Source organism: Brevibacterium gallinarum (genome assembly GCF_014836885.1).
GTDB lineage: Bacteria > Actinomycetota > Actinomycetes > Actinomycetales > Brevibacteriaceae > Brevibacterium > Brevibacterium gallinarum.
Map to the genome: position 1 here is coordinate 1 of NZ_JACSPY010000007.1, position 22,841 is coordinate 22,841.

A 22,841-nucleotide genomic window follows, 5' to 3' on the forward strand; every position below is an offset into this window, starting at 1 on the left:
TACGCGAGACCGTATGCCAGTGAGAGTGCTCGCGAAAACTCGTACGCAGCGTTCTTGCATGACTACAATCACCATCGAGCCCACACCGCGATCGGGGGACTCTCACCAGCAGACCGCGTTCACAACCTCACCGGGAAGTACACCTAGAGCACGGTCGGCAGACCAGCTCAGAAGCCCTGCTCATCGAGCAGCGCGTCCTCAGCATCCTCTGCCGAGCTCTGCTTGCGGCGCGCTGAGACAGCCGCGGCACCGGCTGGCGTGCTGGCTGCCGCTGCGCTGCGACGGCCGGCAGCCCTGCGCGGACCGGCACTGCCGTAGCGCGAGGCGCGACCCGCCGGGGTGCCGGCACGCCCGCGGGACCGGCCGGCGGCGAGCGCGTCCTTGTCGACGACGACGTAATCGGTGCGCGGCACCCGGCCTGCCTGTTCAGCGGCTTCGAGATCGCGGCTGATGCGCTCCCGGCGGGCTGCGTAGATGACCCCGCCGAGGATCATGATCCCGAACACGATCCACTGGAACGTATACGACAGGTGCGAGCCGGGATCGGTGCTCGGCGGCGGCAGCGCAGTCAGGCGCTCAGCCGGGGCCGGGTCTTCGGCTTCGAGCTGCGCGTAGGCGCCGGTGTACGGTGCGCTCATGCCGGGCACGATCACCGGGTCGATGCTGCGGATGGTGTTCTCAGAAGCCGTCTCTCCCGAGGCGTCCTGGGGTGTGCGCAGCCAGCCGGTGATGGTCACCTCACCGGCTGGGGGAGCAGGCAGGGCTGAGATGTCCGGGGCCTCACCGGTCTGGCCGGTGGGCACCCAGCCGCGCACGACGGCAAGCTCGCCCCCAGCCTCGGTGATCAGCGGAACGAGCACATAGAAGCCAGCCTGACCGTCCAAGCTGCGGTTGCGCACGAGGATCGCCGAGTCGGCATCATAGGTCCCGCGGGCCTCGAAGCGCTTCCAGTCAAGCTCATCGGGCAACGCGGCATCACGCTGCGGCAGGATCGCTGACAGCGGTTCGGCGTCACCGTGGTAGTTCGCATTGATGTGGGCGATCTCGGCGTCGCGGGCCTCACGGCGGTTGTTCTGCCAGTTGGCGAGGAACCCGCAGGCGATCGCGGCGACAACCGCCAAAGCGATGTAGCGCAGCCAGCGGGAGGAGAGGATGAAACGGTAGGACTCAGCAGCCATCAGCCAGCCCCTGCCGGGATCTCATCGACCGGCACATCGTCCTTGAGCAGGCCGCGCAGCTGCAGGTATTCGTGCAGGTAGGTCCGGTGATCATCACAGGCCAACCATACTTTTCGCCGCTCCGGGGTGTGAATCCGGGGGTTGTTCCACAGCATCGCGTAGGCCGCCGGGCGACTGCAGGCCCGGGCAGAGCAGCGCAGCTCACTCACGAGTCCCACCGTCCTCCTCATCCCTGACCGGCGGCTGCGTGCCGTCCGGATCGGGGTCGACCACTGTGCCCTCCACGACGTCGGGCGGCACCTCGTCGCCGGCCTCCCCGTCGTCAGGGGCCGATGCGGAGGCGGTGCCGGGGGAGACCGTGTATCCGCCGATCACCTCCGCGTCGACGACGTCGGACTCGGCACGCCAGGCGCCTGCCGCCTCGGGACCGGAACCAGCGGCAGCGTCGCTGCGTCCTGCCTGCAGCTCCGGCAGCGGCGGCGCGTCGATCTGCGCCGTCTTCGTCCGGGTGATGTTCTCCTTGCCGGCATTGGCGATCTGCACCGCCACCCAGGGCAGGAACACAGCGCCGGCCACACAGGTCCAGCGCAGCCAGCCGGTCGTGACGATCGCGAGCACGAAGCAGGTGATGCGGATGGCCATGGACAGCAGATAGCGGCGGGAGCGGGCGCGGGTGTCGGCTTCGTGAGACTCGTCGGCATCCGTGATGTGCGTGCGTGGTCTCTTCTGTGCCATAGCCTTCCATGACTCGTGCTCTCAGATACAAAAGCCTACCGCCCTATTGTCTCCCAGATACTTAAGGACTGCATCTGTGCGTTAGGTTGGAGGCATCACACTGCCCGCGCCGTTCCCACGCGGCGATCGCACGAAGAAGGAGCCCCCACACGTGTCTGAATCACGCGTCGTCCTCGTCACCGGCGGCAACCGCGGCATCGGCCGCACCATCGCCGAGGAATTCATCGCCGCAGGCCACAAGGTCGCTGTGACCTCCCGCAACGGCGAAGCCCCGGAGGGCGCGCTGGCCGTCAGCGCCGATGTCACCGACACTGCCTCGATCGACGCGGCCTTCACGCAGGTCGAAGACGAGCTCGGCCCGGTCGAGATCGTCGTCGCCAACGCCGGCATCACCAAGGACAACCTGCTCATGCGCATGGACGACGAGGAGTTCGGCGCCGTCATCGACACCAACCTCACCGGCGCCTTCCGCACCGTCAAGCGCGGCATCACCTCGATGATCCGGGCGAAGTACGGCCGCATCGTGCTCATCTCCTCGGTCTCCGGCCTCCTCGGCGTGGCCGGGCAGGCGAACTACTCGTCCTCGAAGGCCGGCCTGGTCGGCCTGGCCCGCTCGATCACCCGCGAGCTCGGCTCCCGCGGCATCACCGCCAACGTCGTCGCGCCGGGCTTCATCCGCACCGACATGACCGATGAGCTGCCGGAGAAGCAGCAGAAGGAATACCTCGCGCAGATCCCGGCCAAGCGGTTCGCCGAAGCCGAGGAGGTCGCTCGCGTGGTGCGCTGGGTCGCCTCCGATGAGGCCGCCTACATCTCTGGGGCCGTCATTCCGGTTGACGGCGGCCTGGGTATGGGACACTGAACAACGGACTGACCACGGCAGCCTGGCGGCAGGACGCCGGCTGCGAGATCTTGAGAAGGATTGGGGAACATGGGAATTCTTGACGGCAAGCGCATTCTCGTCACCGGCGTGCTGACGGAGGCGTCGATCGCCTTCGCCGCTGCCCGCCTGGCACAGGAGCAGGGCGCAGAGGTCATCCTGTCGTCGTTCGGACGGCAGATGAAGATCACCTCGATCATCGCCGAACGGCTGCCGAAGCCGGCCGAGGTCATCGAACTCGACGCCACCAACGACGAGGACCTGGCCGCACTGCCCGAGCGCCTCGGCGGCAACATCGACGGCATCGTCCACGCGATCGCCTTCGCTCCGAAGGACGCCCTCGGCGGTGTCTTCCTCGACACCCCGTTCGAGTCGGTCGCCAACGCCATGCAGGTCTCGGCGTTCTCGCTCAAGTCGATCGTCATGGCCGCCAAGCCGGTCATGAACCCCGGTGCCGGCGTCGTCGGCCTGACCTTCGACGCGACCGTCGCCTGGCCGGCCTACGACTGGATGGGCGTGTGCAAGGCTGCGCTCGAGTCGACCAACCGCTACCTGGCCAAGTACCTCGGTGCGGACCAGATCCGCTGCAACCTCGTCTCGGCAGGCCCGCTCAAGACGACGGCTGCCAAGTCGATCCCCGGCTTCGACGCCTTCGAAGATGTCTGGGGCGACCGGGCACCGCTCGGCTGGGACCAGACCGACACCGAACCGGCCGGCAAGGCGATCGTCGCCCTCATGTCGGACTGGTTCCCGGCGACAACCGGTGAGATGGTTCACGTCGACGGCGGTCTCCACTCGACCGGCGCCTGATAGGCCAACCGCCCGCCGGTCGGCGCTCGTCGACCCGCCGGGATCACACGCGCCCGGAAAGCTCGTGCTTTCCGGGCGCTTCTGCGTGCATGGGCGAGGAGAACTCGCGTACCGTAGGAGTCACCTGTTCGTCTGTGAAAGGACACCATGCCGTATCTGGTGATCGGCCGACATGCCAAGGCCGACCGGCCGCCGGTGGACGACTTCGACCGCCCGCTGACCGACGGAGGCTTCGCCGAAGCCGCCCGACTCGGTGAGTTCCTCACCGACTACCCGCTCGACTGCCTCATCAGCTCCGCTGCTCTGCGCACCATGCAGACTGCTCAGGGCGTCGCCGATGCCTTCGCGAAGGCCGGCACCGAGCTGGAGGTGCGTGCCGACGGGGCGCTGTACGACTCCGACGTCGATGACTGGGTGGAGGTCATCAGCACGATTCCGGCTGATTCGACCGGTGCCTACATCGTCGGGCATGAGCCGACGGTCTCGGAGGTCATCACCGAGCTGTGCGCCGACTTCGAACTGAACACGAAGTTCCGGCCGTCGTCGATCGCGGTCTTCGATCTTCCGGCCTGGGGAGTGGCCGCCGGCGGCTTCCCGCAGCCGGAGATCCACTGCTTCCGCGACTGAGCGGGGCCTCGCTCAGTTCATCCGGCCGGTGACCGCTGCCCAGACGGCGTCGAGCCGGCGCACGGACACGGTCGCATCGGCCACCTCGGCCAGGGCCGGTTTGGGGCAGAACGCGATGCCGAGGCCGGCCTGCTGAACCATGAGGGCATCGTTGGCGCCGTCGCCGATCGCCACCGACGCCTCGACCGGCACTCCGGTCTCCTCGCAGAGCTGCCGGAGGAAGCGGCGCTTGAACTTCGCGTCGACGATGCGGCCGTCGACCCTGCCGGTGAGCTTTCCGTTGGAGATCTCCAAGGTGTTGGCGGCATAGTCGGTGATCCCGAACTGCTCGGCCAGCGGGGCCAGGATCTGGGTGAAGCCGCCGGAGACCAACCCGACCCGGCCGCCGCCCGACTGCACGAGGCTGATGAGCTCGGCCGCCCCGCCGGTCGGGGTGATGGCTGCTCGGACGTCGTCGAGGACCTTCTCCGGCAGGCCCTTGAGCGTCTTGACGCGGGCGCGCAGGCTGTCCTCGAAGTCGAGTTCGCCGCGCATCGCCTTCTCGGTGACCTTGGCGACTTTCTTCGCCGCCCCGGCCTCGGCGGCCAGCAGATCGATGACCTCGTCTTCGATGAATGTCGAGTCGACATCCATGACGACGACCTTGGGTGTGGTGCGCGCCAGGGGAGCCGGGACGACAACGACATCAGCGCCGTCGGCGATCTCATGTGCGCGGCTGAGCTGGGCGGGCAGCTGGTCGTCGGTCACAAGCTTGGAGGCAACGGAGAAGGCCGGCTGTGAGCCGCCTGCGACCGTGCGCACGATGCTGATCCTGTGCATGCGCACCAGTCTACGCACGTCACCAGCTCCGCTGTCAGGGAGCCGACCCTTGCCTGGGGGCAGCAGGCTCGGCCGTCACCGCAGTCACGACGTCGACAGCGGCGGCGTGGACGCCGGCCAGTGCGGCACCGAGCTGCGGAGGCTGCACGGCAGCCGGGACGAGGACACTGCGCATCGCCTCATGGATCTCCAGGGCGGTGATGAGCTGCTGGGCATCGGCCGGGTCGGGTACGAACGTCGCCACCGCCTCGGCGGCGGCCGGTGGGCCGGTGAGCTCGGCCTGCCAGTCCCGCCACTGCCAGTCACCGATCCCAGCCGGCACCTCAGGCAGGGACTCGACAGTCGCCAGCGCCTCCATCGTCGCCTGCCGCAGCTGCCGGGATGCTTCGGCGGCGCTGACCGCCCCGAGGCCGGCGGCGCGCACCGGGGCGCACGGGATCACGCGCATCGCCGCCTCGGCGTCGATGACGATGAGCGCGCGTGCCTGACCGCCTGCTTCGGCCACCGCCACCGACTGCGCACCGGCCAGCAGCCGGCGGTGGGACCGGTCGACCTTCGGCACGGTGATCGGCAGGCTCGGGTGGAGGAGCACACAGCGGATCCGGTCGATGCCAGCCGCGCGCAGCCGCGGCAGGGTCAGCAGCATCCCAGCCGGCACCTCGGCGCCGGGATCGAGGGCGTCATCGGCGATCAGCAGCGGCACCGGGTGCCCAGATGTGAGGAACGCCTCAGCACAGTCATCAGGGCTCGCCCGCCCGGCCAGCCACGCGCTGGCCGTGAGCGCGAACAGCAGGCTCGGCAGGGTCGCATCGAGTGCGGTGCGGGGGTGAGCGGACATTGTGCACACTGTAGAACATGCCCCTGCAGAGGCGAGGAACGGCAGTGTGTTCTGTACTAAGGTTTGGTCTATGAGCGATGTTCTGGTCCTTGACGATGTCCGTGTCCGCCGTGGGGAGAACCTCCTTCTCGACGGTCTGTCCCTGCACGTGAGCGAAGGGCAGCATTGGACGATCCTCGGCCCCAACGGAGCCGGCAAGACCACCCTGCTCGAACTGGCCTCCGGGCGCATGCACCCCAGCTCGGGCTCTGTCGACATCCTCAGCCACCGCCTCGGGCGCGTCGACGTCTTCGAACTGCGTCCGCGCATCGGGTACGCCTCCCAGCATCTGGCGGCGCGCATGCCCAACTCGGAGAAGGTCATCGACATCATCCTCACCGCCGCCTACGGCGTCCTCGGCCGCTGGACCGAGGCCTACGACGAGGTCGACACCTCCCGGGCCGAGGACCTGCTCGCAGCCTTCGGGATGGAGCGGATGAGCGAGCGCCGCTTCGGCAGCCTGTCCGAAGGTGAGCGCAAGCGCGTGCAGATCGCCCGGGCGCTCATGACCGACCCTGAGCTGCTGCTGCTCGACGAGCCGGCCAGCGGCCTCGACCTGGGCGGGCGCGAGGAGCTGCTCCAGGCGCTGACCGAGATCCTCTCCGCCCGCTACGCCCCGACGACTCTCATGGTCACCCACCATGTCGAGGAGATCCCGCAGGGCATCACGCATGCCCTCCTGCTCAAGGACGGTGACGCGGTGGCCGCCGGGCCGATCGAGGAGACGCTGACGGCGGAGAACCTCTCCGAGACGTTCTCGGTCCCTGTGCGCATCGGAGTGGAGGACGGCCGCTACCACGCCCAGGCACGGTACTGAGCCCCGGCATGGAACTGCATCACATCCTGCTGACGCTGCTCGCCGGCGTCGGCGCCGGAGGGATCAATGCGATCGTCGGCTCCGGCACCCTCATCACCTTCCCGGCCCTCGTCGCCTTCGGCGTGCCGCCGGTGACAGCCACGATGAGCAATGCCGTGGGCCTCATCCCCGGCAACATCGCCTCCTCGTTCGGCTATCGCACGGAGCTGGCCGGGCAAAAGAAGCGGATGCTCCAGCTCATCCCCGCCAGCCTGCTCGGCGCGCTCACCGGCGCCTACCTGCTGCTGCACCTGCCGGAGGATGCGTTCATCACGATCGTGCCGGTGCTGCTCGTGCTTGCACTGCTGCTCGTGATCTTCCAGCCGATGCTCCAACGACTGCTGCGCGACCGGGCGATGCGCTCTGCCGAGGAAGCCGCACCGGCATCAGCTGCTGGGCCAGCCGGACCGCCGTCGATGTCGATCGGCCGGCACATCACCGTGTTCATTGTCGTCTATGCCACGGCCGTCTACGGCGGGTACTTCGCCGCCGCCCAGGGGATCATCCTCATCGCGCTGCTCGGTATGCTGCTGCCGGAGACCCTGCAGCGCATCAACGGCGCGAAGAACGTCCTCGTCCTCGTCGTCAACACGGTCGCGGCCAGCATCTACGTCATCGTCGGCTTCGACCGCATCAACTGGATGGCCGCCGGCCTCATTGCCGCAGGCTCGCTCATCGGCGGCTACCTCGGAGCGCGGGTGGGCCGGAAGTTCTCACCAGTGCTGCTGCGCAGCGTCATCGTCGTCCTCGGCCTGGTGGCGCTGTGGAACATCCTGCAGATGTGAGCCAGAAGCGAGGAACCCCGTCATGAACACCCCGCGTAAGGCCGAACCCACCGAAGCTGAGATCCGCGCGCTGGCAGCCGCATGCGGCATCGATGCTGGCCGCCTGCGGTTCTTCGACGATCTCGACGCCCCGGAGCTGGCCGCGTACACGCAGCTGACCGATGTGCGGCTGCGGGCAGCCGCCGAACCCGAATGGGGCATCTATCTGGCCGAGAGCACGAAGATCATCCGCCGTGCCCTGGCCGCCGGGCATCAGCCGCAGTCCTTCCTCATGAGCCGCAAGTGGTTCGCCGGCATGACCGACATCCTCACCACCACGGACGGGCCGATCTGCATCGGCACCGAAGCACGGATCGAAGAACTCACCGGCTTCCACCTGCACCGTGGGGCGCTGGCGGCGATGGCCCGGCCGGCACCGCGCACCGCCGCCGAGGCGGTCGCTGAGGTGCTCGACGCCGGTGCGCCCAAGTGCCGGATCGCGGTGTTTGAAGGATTGGTCGATCACACGAACGTCGGGGCCGCGTTCCGGTCAGCTGCGGCGCTCGGCGTGGATGCCGTGCTGGTGACGCCGGAGTGTGCTGATCCGCTGTACCGCCGGTCGATCCGCGTGTCGATGGGCACGGTCTTCCAGATCCCGTGGACGCGCATCGACCCGTGGCCGGCCGGCATCGACCTGCTCAAGGACGCCGGCTTCTACGTCGCCGGGATGTCGCTGGGCGAGGGTGCCATCACCCTCGATGAGCTCGTGGCTGCCGAGCATGAACGGCTCGTGCTTGTCTTCGGCACCGAAGGCGATGGCCTCAAGCGCGGCACCGACCGCCGCCTCGACGCACGGGTGACGATCCCGATGATGCACGGCGTGGACTCGCTCAATGTCGCGGCCAGTTCAGCGGTGGCGTTCTACGCGACGAAGTGACATCCGGTTCACTGCCGTCGGTCGGTGAACGCACGCTGCTCTGCGCTGTCGCTGCTCTCATGGCGGCGGTGTCTGCGGCGAGTCCACAGTGAGTTGGTCACCAGCACACCCACGGCGAGCCCAACGGAGATGAGGACATCCCAGGGTGCGTCGAAGAAGTGGAAGATGATCCTGACGATGACGAATGCCGCAGCAGCGAGGATCAGGGTGTTCAGCCATGGTGGTCGGCGCATGTCGAATCACTCCTCTTCTCCGCACGCTAACGAAGAATCACCGGCGGTGCTATTGACCCAAAGCGGTAGGGAAGGGCGGTCTCAGCGGTACCGTCCGCGGTCTGCCCCAACAGCGCAGTGTTTCGGTAGGCTGAACGCTGGCATTGCTGACAGAGAAGGAGAGACGTCTGTGACCGAGGAGCAGAGTGTGCCTGCAGCCACCGGCAACGTACCGGGACCGCTGTGCGAAGAGCACCCGGAGCTGGCTGCCGCACTGGAGGCCGGTCGGATCACCGGCGAGGTCGGCACCCCACGGGAGAACAACCTCTCCCACATCCACCGGTTCCTCGATCAGGAGCGGCAGTTCGACTTCGGTGTCGCACTGACTCAGGAGTGGGACTACGCGAAGGTCTTCGCTCTCATGGTGGAGAAGGTCGGGCTGCGCCCGGATCCGGCGTTCACGGAAGGCGTCGACACGATCTCGACCGAACGCTGCATCGCAGCGCTGGCCCGCTTCGGCGATGTCCTCGGTTCGGCAGTCGCTGCTCAGGCGCGGATCCTGTTCGCCACCGGACACCCCGGCGGGATGCTGCCGGTGCACATGGCCTTCGCCGAGTGGGCCGCCGCGCACGGCGCCGAGGTGATCTCACCTGACGGGTACATCGCGGTCCCGGAGATCGGCGGGGACCTGCGGCGCATCAGCGGTGTGTGGGTGTGGCACCAGCACGGCGGTGTGCCGCATACGCACCTGGCTGAGCCGATGGCCGCGCTGCTCGATGAACTGACCACCAGGGGAGAAGAGGCACCGGACCTCGTCGTCGCCGATCACGGCTGGGCCGGCTGCGCCGGCACCCGCGGGATCCGTTCGATCGGGTTCGCCGACTGCAACGACCCTGCCCTCTTCGTCGCTGAGGCGCAGGGCCAGGTCGAGGTCAGCGTCCCGCTCGATGACGATGTCGTCCCGCAGCTGTACCAGCCGCTCATCGACTTCGTCCTCGACACCGCCGCCGGGCACCTCGACAACTGAGCTGCCGCAGAGCCCAGTCTGCCGCGGAGCACGGCCTGCCGCGGACGGTCAGACTTCGATTGCGAGGTCCTCGACCACCTCGGCGCCGGGCAGGGCCGCCAGCGCCTGACCGGACAGGATGATCTTCGAACCCCGGATACCCGAGCCGATCACCACCTCGGGTTCGGCGACGATGCGTGAGTCGATGAGGATCCGGTAACCATCCGGCAGACCGAAGGGACCGATCCCGCCGTACTCCATACCCGATTCGGCACACGCCCGCTCCTGGTCCATGAACGACGCCTTGCGCACATCGAGCAGCTTGCGCACCCGCTTGTTGACATCAGCGCGGGTATGGGCGAGCACCATGCAGGCGGCGATGCGCTCCTCACCGGCCCGGGAGCCGGCGACGATGACGCAGTTGGCCGAATGCCCGTCCTTGAGCCCATACGCTTCGGTCAGCGCGGCGGTGTCAGCCAGGTCCGGGTCGATGGCGAACACGTCGACCGGATGCTCAGCCGGGAACCCGGCCACCGCCTCGGCGGTGGGAGCGGCGAGCAGCTCGGGGTGCTCGCGGGCCGGAACCGTCTCGACAGGGGCAGGGGCATGGGTGAGGATCGTCCACTGTGACATAGCCGCCATTACAGCACAGGCACCGGGAGGCGCCAGGCGACCGGTCGCAGTGCGGACGCCGCCAGCGACAGGGGATGGTGGCCGGTGAGCGCCGAATCGCGTCCGCTGGCCGCGACCTGTATAGTTGGCTGGTGGCTCATTTCGGAGTCGCACGTGAATTTGGGCACTGGCAGGCGGGGGAGGCTTCCGCATCAGGCGCCCTGACGAATTCAAACAAAGGACATTTCATGAAGAAGGACATCCACCCGGAGTACCGCACGGTCGTCTTCAACGACCTTGCCTCGGGCACCAAGTTCGTCACCCGCTCCACCGTTGAGAGCGAGAAGACCATCGAGTGGGAAGACGGCAACACCTACCCGCTCATCGACGTCGAGATCTCCTCGGCCTCGCACCCGTTCTACACCGGCAAGCAGCGCATCCTCGACTCCGCCGGCCGCGTGGAGAAGTTCAAGGACCGCTACAAGGGCTTCGGCAAGCGCCGCTGAGTGCGCGATGCGCTCCAGGGCGCATCCTGCAGCACCGTCGGCGATTGCGCCGCGACTTCTGGCCCGTGACACGCTGTCACGGGCCAGAAGTGTCTGCACAGCCCGTTGTGTCTGTGTCAGCCGGCATCCGACAGGCGGGCCGTCAGACATCTGACGGCCCGCCTTGCAGTGCTTTATAGAGTTCATACTGTCTCAGTGCTGTTCGACGACGATGCCCTCATGCGGGCAGCAGCGGGCGGCCGGGTGCAGCAGTGAGCCGACGCCGGTGGCGTTCGCAACAGCGGCAGCGATGCCGTGGGCGACGGTCTCCTTAGACTTGCGCACTGCCTCAGGCACGGACAGGCCGGTGGCTAGGCCGGCGGCGATCGCTGCGGCGAAGGAACAGCCGGCGCCGTTGACGAGGTCGTTGGTGATCTTCTGGCTGCTGAAAGTCGTCAGGGTCTCGCCGTCGTAGAGGACGTCGATGGCCTCATCGCTGTGGAGACGCGCCCCGCCCTTGACGACGACGTTGTCAGCGCCCATCGCGTGGATCGCCTTGGCCGCCTCTGCCATCTCATCGACGTTCGTGAGCTCGGCAGCCCCGACGAGGGTCGCGGCCTCTTCGAGATTCGGGGTGATGACGGTGGCCAGCGGCACGAGGTTCTCGATGAACAGGTCCTTCAGGTCGACCATCGAACCCGTTCCCTTGCACACGAGCACCGGATCGAAGACGTAGGGCAGGTGGTTGTTCTTCAGCCGGTCGGCAAGCACGAGGGCGGAGTCGACGGAGCCGACCATGCCGGACTTGATGACGTCGTAGTCGTGGATCGCCAGGGTCGAGTCGAGCTGCTGGCGGATGAAGTCGGCGTCCTGGAACTCAGCGGAGTGGTAGAAGCCGTTGTCTGGGTCGAAGGTCACCACGCAGGTGATGACCGCTGCGCTGAAGACGCCGTACTCCTCGAACATCTTCATATCGGCGCCGAGACCGGCGCCGCCGGAGACATCGAGTCCGGCCACCGTCAGGCCGCGAGGTGCTGTCATTGGGGTTCCTTTCCATCGGCCGCAGCCCCTGTCATGGCGGCTCCGGCGTATCCGTGCTGTCTCCATGCCTCGTACATCGCAATCGAAGCCGAGTTCGCCAGGTTGAGCGACCGGCGGGCCGGCAGCATCGGGATTCTGACCTGCTGTGCGATATGCGGATCGGCCAGCACCTCGTCATCGAGGCCGGTCGACTCCTTGCCGAACAGGAGCACATCGCCGTCAGTGTAGGCGATCTCACCGAAACCGGTCTGTGCGTGCGTGGTGAATGCGATGACCCGGCGATCGCCGAGGTGCTCCCACAGGTGCGCGAGATCCGGGTGCACGGTCACGTGCGCGAGGTCGTGGTAGTCGAGTCCGGCCCGGCGCAGCTTGGCATCGGAGAGGTCGAATCCGAGGGGTTCGACCAGGTGCAGATGCGCTCCGGTGACCGCTGCCAGGCGGATGGCGTTTCCCGTGTTTCCCGGGATCTCCGGGGTGTGGAAGACGATGTCGATGTTCATGGCGTTCCAAGCTTAGCGGCTCAGCAGACCGGCGCTGTGCACCCGTTCGAACAGCATTGCTCGCATTCGAATAGGTGTTCTATAGTTATGGATATGTCCGTCCACCATGCCGTCGCCGCCGACCCGCAGACGCTGAGAAAGCAGCTCAGCCGTCTGCCGGGTGTCACGACTGCGCGCGAACTCTTCACCGGTCCCGAACCGCTGCCGGTGGACGGCATGCTGGCCCCGGTCTTCGCCCGCGGTGGACTGCCGCGCGGAGAGATCCTCAGCGTCACCGGCACGCTCGCGCTGTCCTTCGCGTGTGCGGCTGCAGCGAAGTCCACCCGCGAACAGCACTGGTGCGCAGCCGTCGACACCCCGGAGCTGGCGGTCGCCGGACTGGCTGAGCTCGGCATCGACCTGGAGCACTTCGTGCATGTGCGCACCCCGCCGGCGGACTGGCAGCGGGTCGTCTCCATCCTGCTGGAGACCTTCGATCTGCTCATCATCGCCCCGCCGGCTGCCCCGAGTCCACAGGAGCGCCAGCGCCTGACCGCCAAGGTCCGCGAACGCCGCGCCAGCCTCATCGCCCTCGGCCCGATGCCCGGCAGCAGCGAAAGCTGCGAAGTCTCCGTCGCCGGCTGGGACGGCCTGCACGCCGGCACCGGACGGCTGCGGGCCTGCACCGTACGGGTGCGGCATCCGCGCACCGGCGAGCATCTGCTCACCTGGCCGCTGACCCCCGGTGCCACCAGCGTGCAGCAGCTGCCCACCGCCTCGGGCGCGGAGGCTGCGACCTGCCGGCCGGCACATCCGCAGATCCAGGTGATCGACGGTGCCGGCTGAGACCCAGCGGACCCTCGTGCTCACGGTCCCGGACTGGTCGGCGACCGCTGCAGCCGAGACGCACGGCTGGGCGGCCCACGAACCGGTCGCAGTGCTGCGCGGCGGGCGGATCGTCTCGTGCAATGCCGCCGCCCGGGCCGCCGGCATCACCACCGGGATCAACAAGCGCGCCGCCCAGCTGCGCTGCCCGCAGGTGCGCATCACCGGCTGGGACGAGGACCTCGACCAGCGGATCTTCGCCACCGGCCTCGATGTGCTCGAAACCAGCCTCGCCCGCTTCACCGTGCTCGCCCCGGGGGAGGTGAGCATCCCGCTGAGCGCACTCGCGCGCACCTACCCCAGTGAGGACGCCGCGGTCGAGGAGCTGCTCACCACCGTCACCGACGCCACCGGCTGGGAGTTCTTCGCCGGCATCGCCGATTCGGTCTTCGCTGCGATGCTCGCCGCCCGCACCGCCACCCGGGTGCTGCCCGGGCAGACGCCGGACTTCCTCGCCGCCCAGCCGACGACCGCGCTGGCCTATGCCGATGCCCACACCTACGGCGAGCTCGTCACCGTCTTCGAACGCCTCGGACTCGACACCCTCGGGGCGCTGGCGCAGCTGAGCGAAGGGCAGATGCGCACCCGCTTCGGCACCCTCGGCGTGCAGGCCCACCGACTGGCCCGCGGGCTGCCGGTCCACCAGCCGGTCGACCATGTCCGCCAGCGCGAGCACCTCATCGAGGTGCCGATCAGCCCGCCGAGCACACGCGGCGACGAGCTGTCCTTCCACGCCCGTGCGGCCGCCGCCGAGCTGTTCGCCGGGATCCGGGCGGCCGGGCTCGTGTGCCCGAGCCTGTCGATCGAGCTGGTCGCCGCCGGCGGGCAGCGCAGCCAGCGGACCTGGCGGCTGGAGCTCATGGACGAGAACCTCGTCGCCGACCGGGTGCGCTGGCAGTCCGAAGGCTGGCTGGCCGGGCAGTCAGCCGCTGCCGCCGAACCGGTCGATGAGGGGCTGGCCGAGGCCGATGGCGTGTGCGCGCTGACGCTGGCCGCCGCTGAGCTGCTCGCCCCGCTGGAGGCCCACACCTCGCTGTTCGCCCAGCGCTCGGGCTATGTCACCCACACCCTGGAACGGCTGCAGGGCCTCTACGGGCCCGAGGCGGTGCGCGTGCCCCAGCTGCAGGGCGGCCGGGAGCCGGCGGAGACGAACCTGTGGACGCCCTGGCAGCAGCAGCCCCGCCCCGAACGCAGTGCGGCTGCCCCGTGGCCGGGCCGGCTGCCGGCCCCGCATCCGATGATCGTCGACCGCGCCCCGGTCGAGCTGCTCGACCGGCAGGGGATGAGCGTCATCGCCCGGCCCAGCGGACTCGACAGCACCCCGGTGCTCCTACGGCTGGAGTCCGGTGCCGAGTTCGGCATCGTCGATCACTCCTCGGCCTGGCCGGTCGAGGCCGGCTGGTGGGATCCGGCACGCGCCCAGTACCGGGTGCGGCTGCAGGTGCTCACCGCCTGCGGGCAGGCCTTCCTGCTGTGCAAGGAGCACGGCCGCTGGCACATCACCGGACGCTACGCCTAGGAGGACCCGATGGGATACTGCAATCCGCCGAGCCCGTGGTCGGAGCTCGAACGCCGGCTGTCCTCCCGCATCGCCGCCGAGGCGGTTGCTGAGCCGCTGCAGCGGCGTCCCCCTGACCTGCGGTCCGGTGGGACAGGTTCCGGTCGCGCTGGGACGGAAGCACCGCCTCGGCGGCGGGGCCGGCCATGGGCGGAACTGCACGTGCATTCGACCATGAGCTTCCTCGACGGGGCCTCAGAACCCGAAGAGCTCATCGATGCCGCCGTCGACGCCGGGCTCGAGGCGATCGCGCTGACCGATCACAACGGACTCTACGGTGCCGCCCGCTTCGCCCAGGCAGCCGCCGGACGGGGGATCGGCACCGTCTACGGCGCGGAGATCTCGCTGGGGCTCAGAGCGAAGATCCCCGGCCAGATCGACCCGGAGGCCGCCCACGCCCTCGTCCTCGCCCGCGGGGTGCCCGGCTACCGGAAGCTCTCGGCTGCGCTGACGCGGGCGCATATGGCCGGGACGAAGAATCGACCGGTCATCGAGCTCGAGGACCTGGCCGCGGCTGCCGAGCAGGGTAGCGGGGACTGGTATGTGCTCACCGGCTGCCGCAAGGGGCTGCTCATCCCGCATCTGGGCGATCCTGACGGCGGGCTGGACAGGCTGCGCCGGCTGGTGTCGATGTTCGGCCGCGACCGCCTCGTCGTCGAGCTCACCCGCACCGGGCTGCCCGAAGACGATGAGCGCATCCGCCACCTGTGCGAGCTCGCAGCCCGGGCAGGGGTGCGCGCGGCGGCGACGAACCAGGTCCACTACGCCAGTCGGGAGCAGTTCCGCGATGCGCAGGTGCGGGCAGCCGTGCGCGCGAACTCAAGCCTCGATGAGGTCGCCGGCTGGCTGCCGCCGGCGGCCCTGCAGCGCATCCACACCGGGGCGGAGATGGCCGGCCGGTTCCCAGCTGAGACACTCGATGCGGCCGTCGAGATCGCCGCCGACTGCGCCTTCGAGCTGCGTGCCGCCCGGGCCGGCCTGCCGCAGGCGCCGGTGCCAGACGGGATGAGCGATGCCGCCTTCCTGCGCGAGCTCGTCACCGCCGGCGGACTCAGGCTCTACGGCACCCGCGAGCAGCGCCCGGATGCCTGGGCGCTGCTGGACCAGGAGCTGTCCACCATCGAGCAGATGGGCTTCTGCGGGTACTTCCTCATCGTCTACGACATCGCCCGCTTCTGCCGGGAGCACGACATCTTCTGCCAGGGCCGGGGGTCGGCGGCGAACTCCGCGGTCTGCTACGTCCTCGGCATCACCGCCGTCGACGCGGTGCGCTTCGGGCTGCTGTTCGACCGGTTCCTCGCCCCCGAGCGCGAGGGTTATCCCGATATCGACGTCGACATCGAATCCGGCCGCCGCGAGGAGGTCATCCAGTACGTCTACGACCACTACGGCCGCGACCGGGCCGCGCAGGTCGCCAATGTCATCACCTACCGGGCCAAGTCCGCCGTCCGCGATGCCGCAGCCGCCCTCGGCTACGATCCCGGCCAGCAGGACGCCTTCTCCAAAGGCCTCGAGCGCTGGTCGCGGCTGCCTGAAGACGACGATGACGACGACAGCGCCGGGGGAGCAGGCGGTCAGCAGGGGGTGCCCGGCCCGGTCATCGCCGCCGCCCGCGGGCTGCTCGGCACACCCCGCCATCTGGGCATCCACTCCGGGGGCATGATCTTAGCCGACCGGCCGATCGGGGAGGTCGTGCCGATCGAACCGGCGACGATGGAGCGGCGCACCGTCGTGCAGTGGGACAAGGACGACTGCGCGCATATGGACCTGGTGAAGTTCGATCTGCTCGGCCTGGGCATGCTCACCGCCCTGCACGAGATGGTCGACCTCATCGCCGCCCACACCGGTGAGCGCATCGAGCGGGCGCGGCTGCCGCAGGAGGACCCAGAGGTCTTCGACATGCTGTGCGCCGGCGATGCCATCGGCGTCTTCCAGGTCGAGTCGCGCGCCCAGATGGCCACCCTGCCGCGGATGCTGCCGCGCTGCTTCTACGACCTGGCCGTGCAGGTCGCCCTCATCCGGCCGGGGCCCATCCAGGGCGGGTCGGTCCATCCCTACATCCGGCGCCGGCAGGGACTTGAGAACCCCGACTACCTGCACCCGCTGACCCGCTCGGCGCTGGAGAAGACCCTGGGGGTGCCGCTGTTCCAGGAGCAGCTCATGCAGCTGGCCATCGACGTCGCCGGGTTCACCGGCGGCGATGCCGACCAGCTGCGCCGGGCGATGGGGGCCAAGCGGTCGAAGGAGCGGATGCGCCAGCTGGCCGACCGGTTCCATGCCGGGGCGGCGGCCCGCGGGGTCGATGCGCAGACCTCGCAGGTGATCTTCGACAAGATCGCCGCCTTCGCCAACTACGGGTTTCCCGAAAGCCATGCCATCAGCTTCGCCAACCTCGTCTACGACTCCGCCTGGTTCAAGCGCTACCACCATGCCGCGTTCACCGCCGGGCTGCTGCGCGCCCAGCCGATGGGCTTCTACTCCGCCCAGTCGCTCATCGCCGATGCCCGCCGCCACGGGGTGCGGATCCTGCCGGTCGATGTGCAGGCCTCCAGCGCGCAGGCCGATCTGGAGGCCGATGCGGATTCGACCGGCGGGTTCGCCATCCGCATCGGGCTCTCAGCGGTCCGGGGTGCCGATTCCGCTGCCGAGGTGATCGTCGCCGCGCGCGAGGCCGCCGGCCCCTTCGCCTCGGTCGGGGACCTCGCCCAGCGCACCGGTGTCGATGTCACCGTGCTCGAAAGCCTCGCCACTGCTGGGGCGTTCTCCTGCTTCGGCCTCGATCGCAGGCAGGCGCTGTGGGTGGCCGGCTCCCAGGGCGGGTCGGGTCCGGGCATGCTGCCGGGCACCGCCCCGGTCGCCGAGGCTCCCGCGCTGCCGCTGATGAGCAGCTTCGACATCACCCTTGCCGAGCTGTTCTCCACCGGCCTGACCGTCGACGGCTACCCGACCGAGCAGCTGCGCGCGAGGCTGTGCGAACGCGGGTACGCCTCGACCGCTGATGCCCAGCAGGCTGTCGACGGGCAGACGATCACCGTCGCCGGGCTGGTGACGCACCGGCAGCGGCCCGGCACCGCCTCAGGGGTGACGTTCATGAACCTCGAAGACGAGTTCGGGATGCTCAACATCGCCTGCTCGCCGGGTCTCATGCGCCGCTACCGGCCGATCTCCTACAGCCATAATGTGCTCATCATCCGCGGGCGGGTGCAGCGGGCCGGCACGGTGGTCAGCGTCACGGCCGACAAGCTCATCCCACTCGACGTCACGATGCCGGTGAAGTCACGGAACTTCCAGTGAGACCACCGGCTCGTCCGGTCTCCCGCGCTGCGGTTCTGCAGCCGCCCCACATCCTTGTATGACGTCATATGACGGCACATGACAGACAGATGACGAAAGCGGCCCACCCGGTGAGGCCGGCTCCCTAGCGTGGTGGACATCACGACCGACCTGCACCCGCTTGAAGGAGCACCCATGAGCGAACTGAGCTTCGAGACCCGCCAGATCCACGCCGGCCAGTCACCGGATTCCGCCACCGGCGCCCGCGCCCTGCCGATCTACCAGACCACCTCGTACGTCTTCGACAGCGCCGAGACCGCCGCCAACCGCTTCGCGCTGGCCGACCTCGGCCCGATCTACACCCGCATCGGCAACCCGACCGTCGCCGCCGTCGAAGACCGCATCGCCGACCTCGAAGGCGGCGTGCAGGGTCTGCTCGTCGCCTCCGGCCAGTCCGCGGAGTTCCTCGCCATCATCAACATCGCCGAAGCCGGCGACCACGTCGTCGCCAGCCCCAGCCTGTACGGCGGCACCTACAACCTCCTCGGCGTCACCCTGCGCAAGCTCGGCATCGAGACGACCTTCGTCTCCGATCCCGGCGACGTCGAGGCATGGAAGGCAGCCGTGAGGCCCAACACCAAGCTGTTCTTCGCCGAATCCGTGGCCAACCCCCGCTCCGATGTCCTCGACATCGCCGCCGTGGCCACGACCGCGCATGCCGCCGGGGTGCCGCTCATCATCGACAACACCCTCGCGACCCCGTACCTCGTCCGCCCGATCGAGCACGGCGCCGATGTCGTCATCCACTCGGCCACGAAGTACCTCGGCGGCCACGGCACCTCGATCGCCGGGATCATCGTCGACAGCGGCAACTTCGACTACGGTGCCGAGCCGGAGCGCTTCCCCGGCTTCAACCAGCCCGACGAGTCCTACAACGGTCTCGTCTACGCCCGCGACCTCGGCCCGGATTCGCCGTTCGGCGCCAACGTCTCCTATGGCATCAAGGCCCGCGTGCAGCTGCTGCGCGATCTCGGCCCGGCCGTCTCGCCGTTCAACGCCTTCCTCATCGCCCAGGGCCTGGAGACCCTGAGCCTGCGCATCGAACGCCATGTCGCCAACGCCCAGCGGGTCGCTGAGTTCCTGGAGAGCCACGACCAGGTCGACAGGGTCCACTTCGCCGGGCTGCCGTCGAGCCCGTGGTACGAGCTCGGCCGGAAGTACCTGCCCAAGGGCGTCGGCTCGGTGCTCGGCTTCGAGATCGCCGACGGCTACGACGCCGCCGTGACGTTCGTCGACGCCCTCGAACTGCACTCGCATGTCGCCAACATCGGCGATGTCCGCTCGCTGGTCATCCACCCGGCCTCGACGACGCACAGCCAGCTCGACGAGGACGCCCAGCGCGCCGCCGGTGTCAGCCCGGCCTTCGTCCGCCTGGCTGTGGGCATCGAGGGCATCGATGACATCATCGCCGACCTGGAGAAGGGGTTCGCCGCCGCCCGCGGCTGATGCACGATGCAGGTCGCCAGCCGCACCGCCGTCGCCGAGTTCCACGATGTCGTGCTCGAATCCGGGTACGTCTTCGAGCAGCTGCACATCGCCTATGAGACCTACGGGCAGCTGAACGCAGAGAAGTCGAACGCAGTGCTCATCGAGCATGCGCTCACCGGGGACCCGCACGTCAGCTCCGGGGTGGCGAACCCGGCGGCGGCTGAGTCGCCGCGGTCGTTCGCCCCCGGCTGGTGGGAAGAGGTCGTCGGGCCGGGCCGGGCGATCGACACGAACGAGTTCTTCGTCGTGTGCGCCAACGCGCTTGGAGGATGCAACGGCTCGACCGGCCCGACCTCACCTTCGGCCGACGGGCTGGCGCACGGCTCCCGGTTCCCAGACGTGTCGATCCGCGATATGGCCGCAGCCGAGGTGCTGCTGAGCGACCGGCTCGGCATCCCGGCCTGGCATGCGGTCATCGGCGGGTCGATGGGCGGGGCCCGGGCACTGGAGTTCGCGCTGGTGGCCCCTGAGCGGGTCAAGCGCGCCACGATCCTTGCCGCACCGGCGTTCTCGGATGCCGACCAGATCGCGTGGGCGCACACGCAGATCCAGGCGATCGAACTCGATCCGGACTTCTGCGGCGGGGACTATGCGGTCATCGGCCGGTTCCCGCGCCGCGGCCTCGGCCTGGCCCGGCAGATCGCCCACCTGACCTACCGGGCGGACTCCGAGCTCAATGAGCGATTCGCCAACACCCGCCAGGAGCAGTGGCCGGATCTCGCCCACCGGCCGCGCCCGGCCTCGGCGGGGGATGCCTACTACGCCATCCAGAGCTATCTCGACCACCAGGCGACCAAGCTCGTCGACCGATTCGATGCGCAGTCCTACCGGATCCTCACGCAGGCGCTGCGCGATCACGACGTGCGCCGCGGCCGCTCGACGAACCTCGCGGAGGCCCTGTCGGCAGCGCAGGCGAAGTTCCAGGTCATCAGCGTCTCCAGCGACCGCCTCTACCCGCCGGCCCAGGTGGCCCGGCTTGCAGCCGCGCTGCCGGGTGATGTCGAGACCCAGGTGCTCGACTCGTGGGCAGGTCATGACGGGTTCCTCACCGAAGGCGTCCAGCTCTCACCGCACCTGCGCCGGTTCCTCACATGATCAGCCTTCCTCACACGATCAGCCGGCCACCCCAGACGGGGCGGCCGGCTGATCCATAGCACTCACCGGGCCCGAGGCAGTGGCCCGGTCGGCATCAGCTGCGCTTGGCCTTCTTCCCCTCGGCCCTGCGCTGCCTGTACAGGTGGCGCTCATCGACGGGGAAGTCGCGCTGGGCGCGCGCGTTCCGGTAGTAGTCCATCGCCTCCTGCTGGCGTTCGGCCTCGATGCCCTCGGCGATCGTGGCCCGGCGGTGCTTGGGCCCGTAGCCGAAGGACTCGCAGATGTCGCCGGCGTTGGCGGCCAGCTTCGCGCACAGGCTGTCGATCGTCGGGCCGATCTGGCGGGCTCGCGACATCGACAGCCGGCCGTACATGATGTGCCAGCCGATGTGGTCTTCGATGAGGCTCAGGCCGTAGAGGTCGCGGATGCGGCGCAGCAGCTTGGCCTCCTCCTCATGGCCGGTGCGCTTCTGCGCCTCATGCATCGCATCGTTGAGCGATTCCCACTTCAGCGCTTCGATGTAGGCGCGGGCGGCCTCGATGAGCTGATGCTGCACGCTGTTGAACACCTCGGCCGCCTTCGCCGGGGGCATCGAGGCGGCAGGGCGCAGCGTGCCGGCGAGGTCGGCGACCATGACCTCGACCCGGTTGTGCAGCATCGCCTGCTGCACATGACCGGAGCGCACCCGCTTGTTATTCAGTGCAGGGGTGAAGATGTCGCCGATGGTGCGCCCGACATTGGCCAAACCGGACCGGTACAGCGAATGCTCGGCGGCCTGGGTGCCGATGTAGCGGGCCACACCGCCGAGGTCGATGTCCTTGAGTTCGGCGGCGTAGTCGCTCAGCAGGCGCTTGGCGACCAGCTGCAGCAGAACGGTGTTGTCGCCTTCGAAGGTGACGTAGACGTCGAGGTCTCCGTAGAGACCCACGAGCCGGTTCTCCCACATGTAGCCGGCGCCGCCGCAGGCTTCGCGGCATTCCTGGATCGTGCGCAGCGCATCCCAGGTGGTGATCGCTTTGAAGCCGGCGGCCTGGGTTTCGAGCCGCTGACGGGCCTCATCGGAATCGTCCTCACCGCCGAAGACCAGCTGGAAGGACTCCAGCAGCTGGTCGTGGGCCACCGCATTGGCGAACACCCGGGCCACCAGCGGCATGAGCCGGCGCTGGTGCTGCTGGTAGTCCATCAGCACCTCCTCGACGGCGTCGTCGCCACCGGTGAACTGGCGGCGCTCGAGCCCGTAGCGCATGGCGATGTCAAGGGCGAGCTTCGCTGCGGTTACGCCCGAGCCGTCGAGTGACACGCGGCCCTGGACGAGGGTGCCGAGCATCGTGAAGAAGCGCCGGCCAGGCGATTCGATGTCCGAGGAGTAGGTGCCGTCGGCCGCGACGTCGCCGTAGCGGTTGAGCAGGTTGGTGCGCGGCACGCGGACGTTGTCGAAGGACAGGCGGCCGTTGTCGATGCCGAGCAGGCCGCCCTTGCGGCCGTCGTCCTCAGGTGTGATGCCGGGCAGCGGTTCGCCTGCAGCGCCGTCGCGGATCGGGACGAAGAAGCAGTGCACGCCGTGGTTGACGCCGTTGGTGATGAGCTGGGCGAAGACGACGGCGGCCTCACCGTGGACGGCGGCGTTGCCGAGGTACTCCTTCGTCGCCGCCCGGAAGGGGGTGTTGATGACGAAGGTCTCGTCGGACGGATCGTAGGTGGCGGTGGTGCCGATCGAGGCGACGTCGGAACCGTGGCCGATCTCCGTCATCGCGAAGGCGCCGAGGAGCTCGCCGCGGATGGCGGGTTTGAGCCACCTGTCATGCTGTTCGGCATTGCCCAGATGCTGGATCGCCCCGGCGAAGAGGCCGAATTGCACACCTGCTTTGATCTGGATGCTCGGCTCAGCGGTGACAAGCTCCTCGAAAGCGGCGACGTAGCCGGCATGATCGTTCTGGCCGCCTTCGGATTCCGGCAGCGGCAGACCGGAGATCCCGGTGTCGATGAGCGCCTTGACGCCGGCGAGGGTCTCCTCACGCAGCTGGTCGAGGTCGCCGGTCTCGCTGAGCACGGCGTGTTCGCTGTCGATGAAGCTGCGGCCGATGTAGCGCTGCTCAGCCCATCGTCCGTCGAGCACGGCACCGATGCGGGCGGGATCGACGGACAGCTGGTGCTTCTTGCTCAT

Annotated in this window: 23 protein-coding genes and 1 pseudogene; 14 read left to right on the forward strand and 10 right to left on the reverse strand. The window is 68.6% G+C overall.

From position 1 onward, the window contains the following. Nucleotides 1-147 (forward strand): annotated as a pseudogene (locus H9634_RS14495) (IS481 family transposase); the annotation flags it as partial. A gap of 20 nt (nucleotides 148-167) precedes the next feature. Here H9634_RS14495 and H9634_RS08195 read toward each other — a convergent pair. From H9634_RS08195 to H9634_RS08205, 3 genes are read right to left on the reverse strand one after another with little or no spacing between them, the layout of a single operon-like run. Next, nucleotides 168-1,178, reverse strand: a complete 1,011-nt coding sequence (locus H9634_RS08195; RefSeq protein WP_191726216.1) for an SURF1 family cytochrome oxidase biogenesis protein — start codon at nucleotides 1,176-1,178, stop codon at nucleotides 168-170. Beyond that, a complete protein-coding gene (locus H9634_RS08200) occupies nucleotides 1,178-1,396 on the reverse strand; it encodes a hypothetical protein (protein ID WP_225210780.1) in 219 nt (72 codons plus the stop codon). The genes H9634_RS08195 and H9634_RS08200 overlap by 1 nt, the downstream gene beginning before the upstream one ends. Next, on the reverse strand, nucleotides 1,380-1,913 hold the full coding sequence (locus H9634_RS08205; protein WP_191726218.1) for a DUF3099 domain-containing protein: 534 nt from the start codon (nucleotides 1,911-1,913) through the stop codon (nucleotides 1,380-1,382). Before H9634_RS08205 ends, H9634_RS08200 begins: the two co-directional genes overlap by 17 nt. A gap of 151 nt (nucleotides 1,914-2,064) precedes the next feature. Here H9634_RS08205 and H9634_RS08210 point away from each other — a divergent pair, with 151 nt between their 5' ends. From H9634_RS08210 to H9634_RS08220, 3 genes are all read left to right on the forward strand, one after another. Beyond that, the gene (locus H9634_RS08210) at nucleotides 2,065-2,775 is read left to right on the forward strand and encodes a beta-ketoacyl-ACP reductase (RefSeq protein WP_102160179.1); all 711 of its coding nucleotides are present in this window, start codon (nucleotides 2,065-2,067) and stop codon (nucleotides 2,773-2,775) included. Nucleotides 2,776-2,844: 69 nt separating this feature from the next. Next, nucleotides 2,845-3,603 (forward strand): enoyl-ACP reductase FabI, encoded by a 759-nt coding sequence (gene fabI / locus H9634_RS08215; RefSeq protein WP_102160177.1) that lies wholly within the window; start codon nucleotides 2,845-2,847, stop codon nucleotides 3,601-3,603. 147 nt (nucleotides 3,604-3,750) lie between these two features. After that, nucleotides 3,751-4,230, forward strand: a complete 480-nt coding sequence (locus tag H9634_RS08220; protein ID WP_191726219.1) for a SixA phosphatase family protein — start codon at nucleotides 3,751-3,753, stop codon at nucleotides 4,228-4,230. 12 nt (nucleotides 4,231-4,242) lie between these two features. Here H9634_RS08220 and serB read toward each other — a convergent pair whose 3' ends face one another. After that, nucleotides 4,243-5,049: a phosphoserine phosphatase SerB gene (gene serB / locus H9634_RS08225; protein ID WP_191726220.1), complete on the reverse strand. Its 807-nt coding sequence runs from the start codon at nucleotides 5,047-5,049 to the stop codon at nucleotides 4,243-4,245. A gap of 34 nt (nucleotides 5,050-5,083) precedes the next feature. Then, nucleotides 5,084-5,887, reverse strand: a complete 804-nt coding sequence (locus H9634_RS08230; protein WP_191726221.1) for a hypothetical protein — start codon at nucleotides 5,885-5,887, stop codon at nucleotides 5,084-5,086. Nucleotides 5,888-5,957: 70 nt separating this feature from the next. Between H9634_RS08230 and H9634_RS08235 the strand changes: the two genes are divergently transcribed. The 3 genes from H9634_RS08235 to H9634_RS08245 are packed head-to-tail and all read left to right on the forward strand — an operon-like array spanning nucleotide 5,958 to nucleotide 8,483. Further along, entirely contained in the window at nucleotides 5,958-6,743 is a 786-nt protein-coding gene (locus H9634_RS08235; protein ID WP_165882915.1) for an ABC transporter ATP-binding protein, read from the forward strand. A gap of 8 nt (nucleotides 6,744-6,751) precedes the next feature. Beyond that, nucleotides 6,752-7,567, forward strand: a complete 816-nt coding sequence (locus H9634_RS08240) for a sulfite exporter TauE/SafE family protein (RefSeq protein WP_191726222.1) — start codon at nucleotides 6,752-6,754, stop codon at nucleotides 7,565-7,567. A 22-nt stretch (nucleotides 7,568-7,589) separates the two neighbouring features. Beyond that, nucleotides 7,590-8,483 (forward strand): TrmH family RNA methyltransferase, encoded by an 894-nt coding sequence (locus H9634_RS08245; protein ID WP_191726223.1) that lies wholly within the window; start codon nucleotides 7,590-7,592, stop codon nucleotides 8,481-8,483. Nucleotides 8,484-8,491: 8 nt separating this feature from the next. Here H9634_RS08245 and H9634_RS08250 read toward each other — a convergent pair whose 3' ends face one another. Continuing rightward, on the reverse strand, nucleotides 8,492-8,716 hold the full coding sequence (locus H9634_RS08250; protein WP_191726224.1) for a hypothetical protein: 225 nt from the start codon (nucleotides 8,714-8,716) through the stop codon (nucleotides 8,492-8,494). Between the two features lie 169 nt (nucleotides 8,717-8,885). Here H9634_RS08250 and H9634_RS08255 point away from each other — a divergent pair, with 169 nt between their 5' ends. Continuing rightward, nucleotides 8,886-9,722 carry a phosphatase gene (locus tag H9634_RS08255; protein ID WP_404801680.1) on the forward strand — a complete coding sequence of 279 codons (837 nt, stop codon included), beginning with the start codon at nucleotides 8,886-8,888 and terminating at the stop codon, nucleotides 9,720-9,722. A gap of 48 nt (nucleotides 9,723-9,770) precedes the next feature. Here H9634_RS08255 and H9634_RS08260 read toward each other — a convergent pair whose 3' ends face one another. Then, the gene (locus tag H9634_RS08260) at nucleotides 9,771-10,334 is read right to left on the reverse strand and encodes a YbaK/EbsC family protein (protein WP_191726226.1); all 564 of its coding nucleotides are present in this window, start codon (nucleotides 10,332-10,334) and stop codon (nucleotides 9,771-9,773) included. A 227-nt stretch (nucleotides 10,335-10,561) separates the two neighbouring features. On the opposite strand from H9634_RS08260, the gene H9634_RS08265 reads away from it, so the two are divergent. Then, on the forward strand, nucleotides 10,562-10,819 hold the full coding sequence (locus tag H9634_RS08265) for a type B 50S ribosomal protein L31 (protein WP_102160149.1): 258 nt from the start codon (nucleotides 10,562-10,564) through the stop codon (nucleotides 10,817-10,819). Between the two features lie 192 nt (nucleotides 10,820-11,011). Here the strand turns inward: H9634_RS08265 and H9634_RS08270 are convergent, their stop codons facing one another. Then, entirely contained in the window at nucleotides 11,012-11,839 is an 828-nt protein-coding gene (locus tag H9634_RS08270) for a PfkB family carbohydrate kinase (RefSeq protein WP_191726227.1), read from the reverse strand. Then, on the reverse strand, nucleotides 11,836-12,339 hold the full coding sequence (locus tag H9634_RS08275) for a tRNA (cytidine(34)-2'-O)-methyltransferase (protein ID WP_191726228.1): 504 nt from the start codon (nucleotides 12,337-12,339) through the stop codon (nucleotides 11,836-11,838). The genes H9634_RS08270 and H9634_RS08275 overlap by 4 nt, the downstream gene beginning before the upstream one ends. Nucleotides 12,340-12,432: 93 nt before the next feature. On the opposite strand from H9634_RS08275, the gene H9634_RS08280 reads away from it, so the two are divergent. The 5 genes from H9634_RS08280 to metX all read left to right on the forward strand — a co-directional run bounded on the left by H9634_RS08280 (nucleotide 12,433) and on the right by metX (nucleotide 20,677). Further along, nucleotides 12,433-13,164: a porin gene (locus H9634_RS08280; RefSeq protein WP_191726229.1), complete on the forward strand. Its 732-nt coding sequence runs from the start codon at nucleotides 12,433-12,435 to the stop codon at nucleotides 13,162-13,164. Next, on the forward strand, nucleotides 13,154-14,722 hold the full coding sequence (locus H9634_RS08285; RefSeq protein WP_191726230.1) for a DNA polymerase Y family protein: 1,569 nt from the start codon (nucleotides 13,154-13,156) through the stop codon (nucleotides 14,720-14,722). Before H9634_RS08280 ends, H9634_RS08285 begins: the two co-directional genes overlap by 11 nt. A gap of 9 nt (nucleotides 14,723-14,731) precedes the next feature. Beyond that, a complete protein-coding gene (locus H9634_RS08290) occupies nucleotides 14,732-18,055 on the forward strand; it encodes an error-prone DNA polymerase (protein ID WP_191726231.1) in 3,324 nt (1,107 codons plus the stop codon). 174 nt (nucleotides 18,056-18,229) lie between these two features. Then, the gene (locus tag H9634_RS08295; RefSeq protein ID WP_191726232.1) at nucleotides 18,230-19,540 is read left to right on the forward strand and encodes a bifunctional o-acetylhomoserine/o-acetylserine sulfhydrylase; all 1,311 of its coding nucleotides are present in this window, start codon (nucleotides 18,230-18,232) and stop codon (nucleotides 19,538-19,540) included. A gap of 6 nt (nucleotides 19,541-19,546) precedes the next feature. Next, nucleotides 19,547-20,677 (forward strand): homoserine O-acetyltransferase MetX, encoded by a 1,131-nt coding sequence (gene metX, locus H9634_RS08300; RefSeq protein WP_191726233.1) that lies wholly within the window; start codon nucleotides 19,547-19,549, stop codon nucleotides 20,675-20,677. Between the two features lie 94 nt (nucleotides 20,678-20,771). Here metX and H9634_RS08305 read toward each other — a convergent pair whose 3' ends face one another. Further along, entirely contained in the window at nucleotides 20,772-22,841 is a 2,070-nt protein-coding gene (locus tag H9634_RS08305; protein ID WP_191726234.1) for an acyl-CoA dehydrogenase family protein, read from the reverse strand.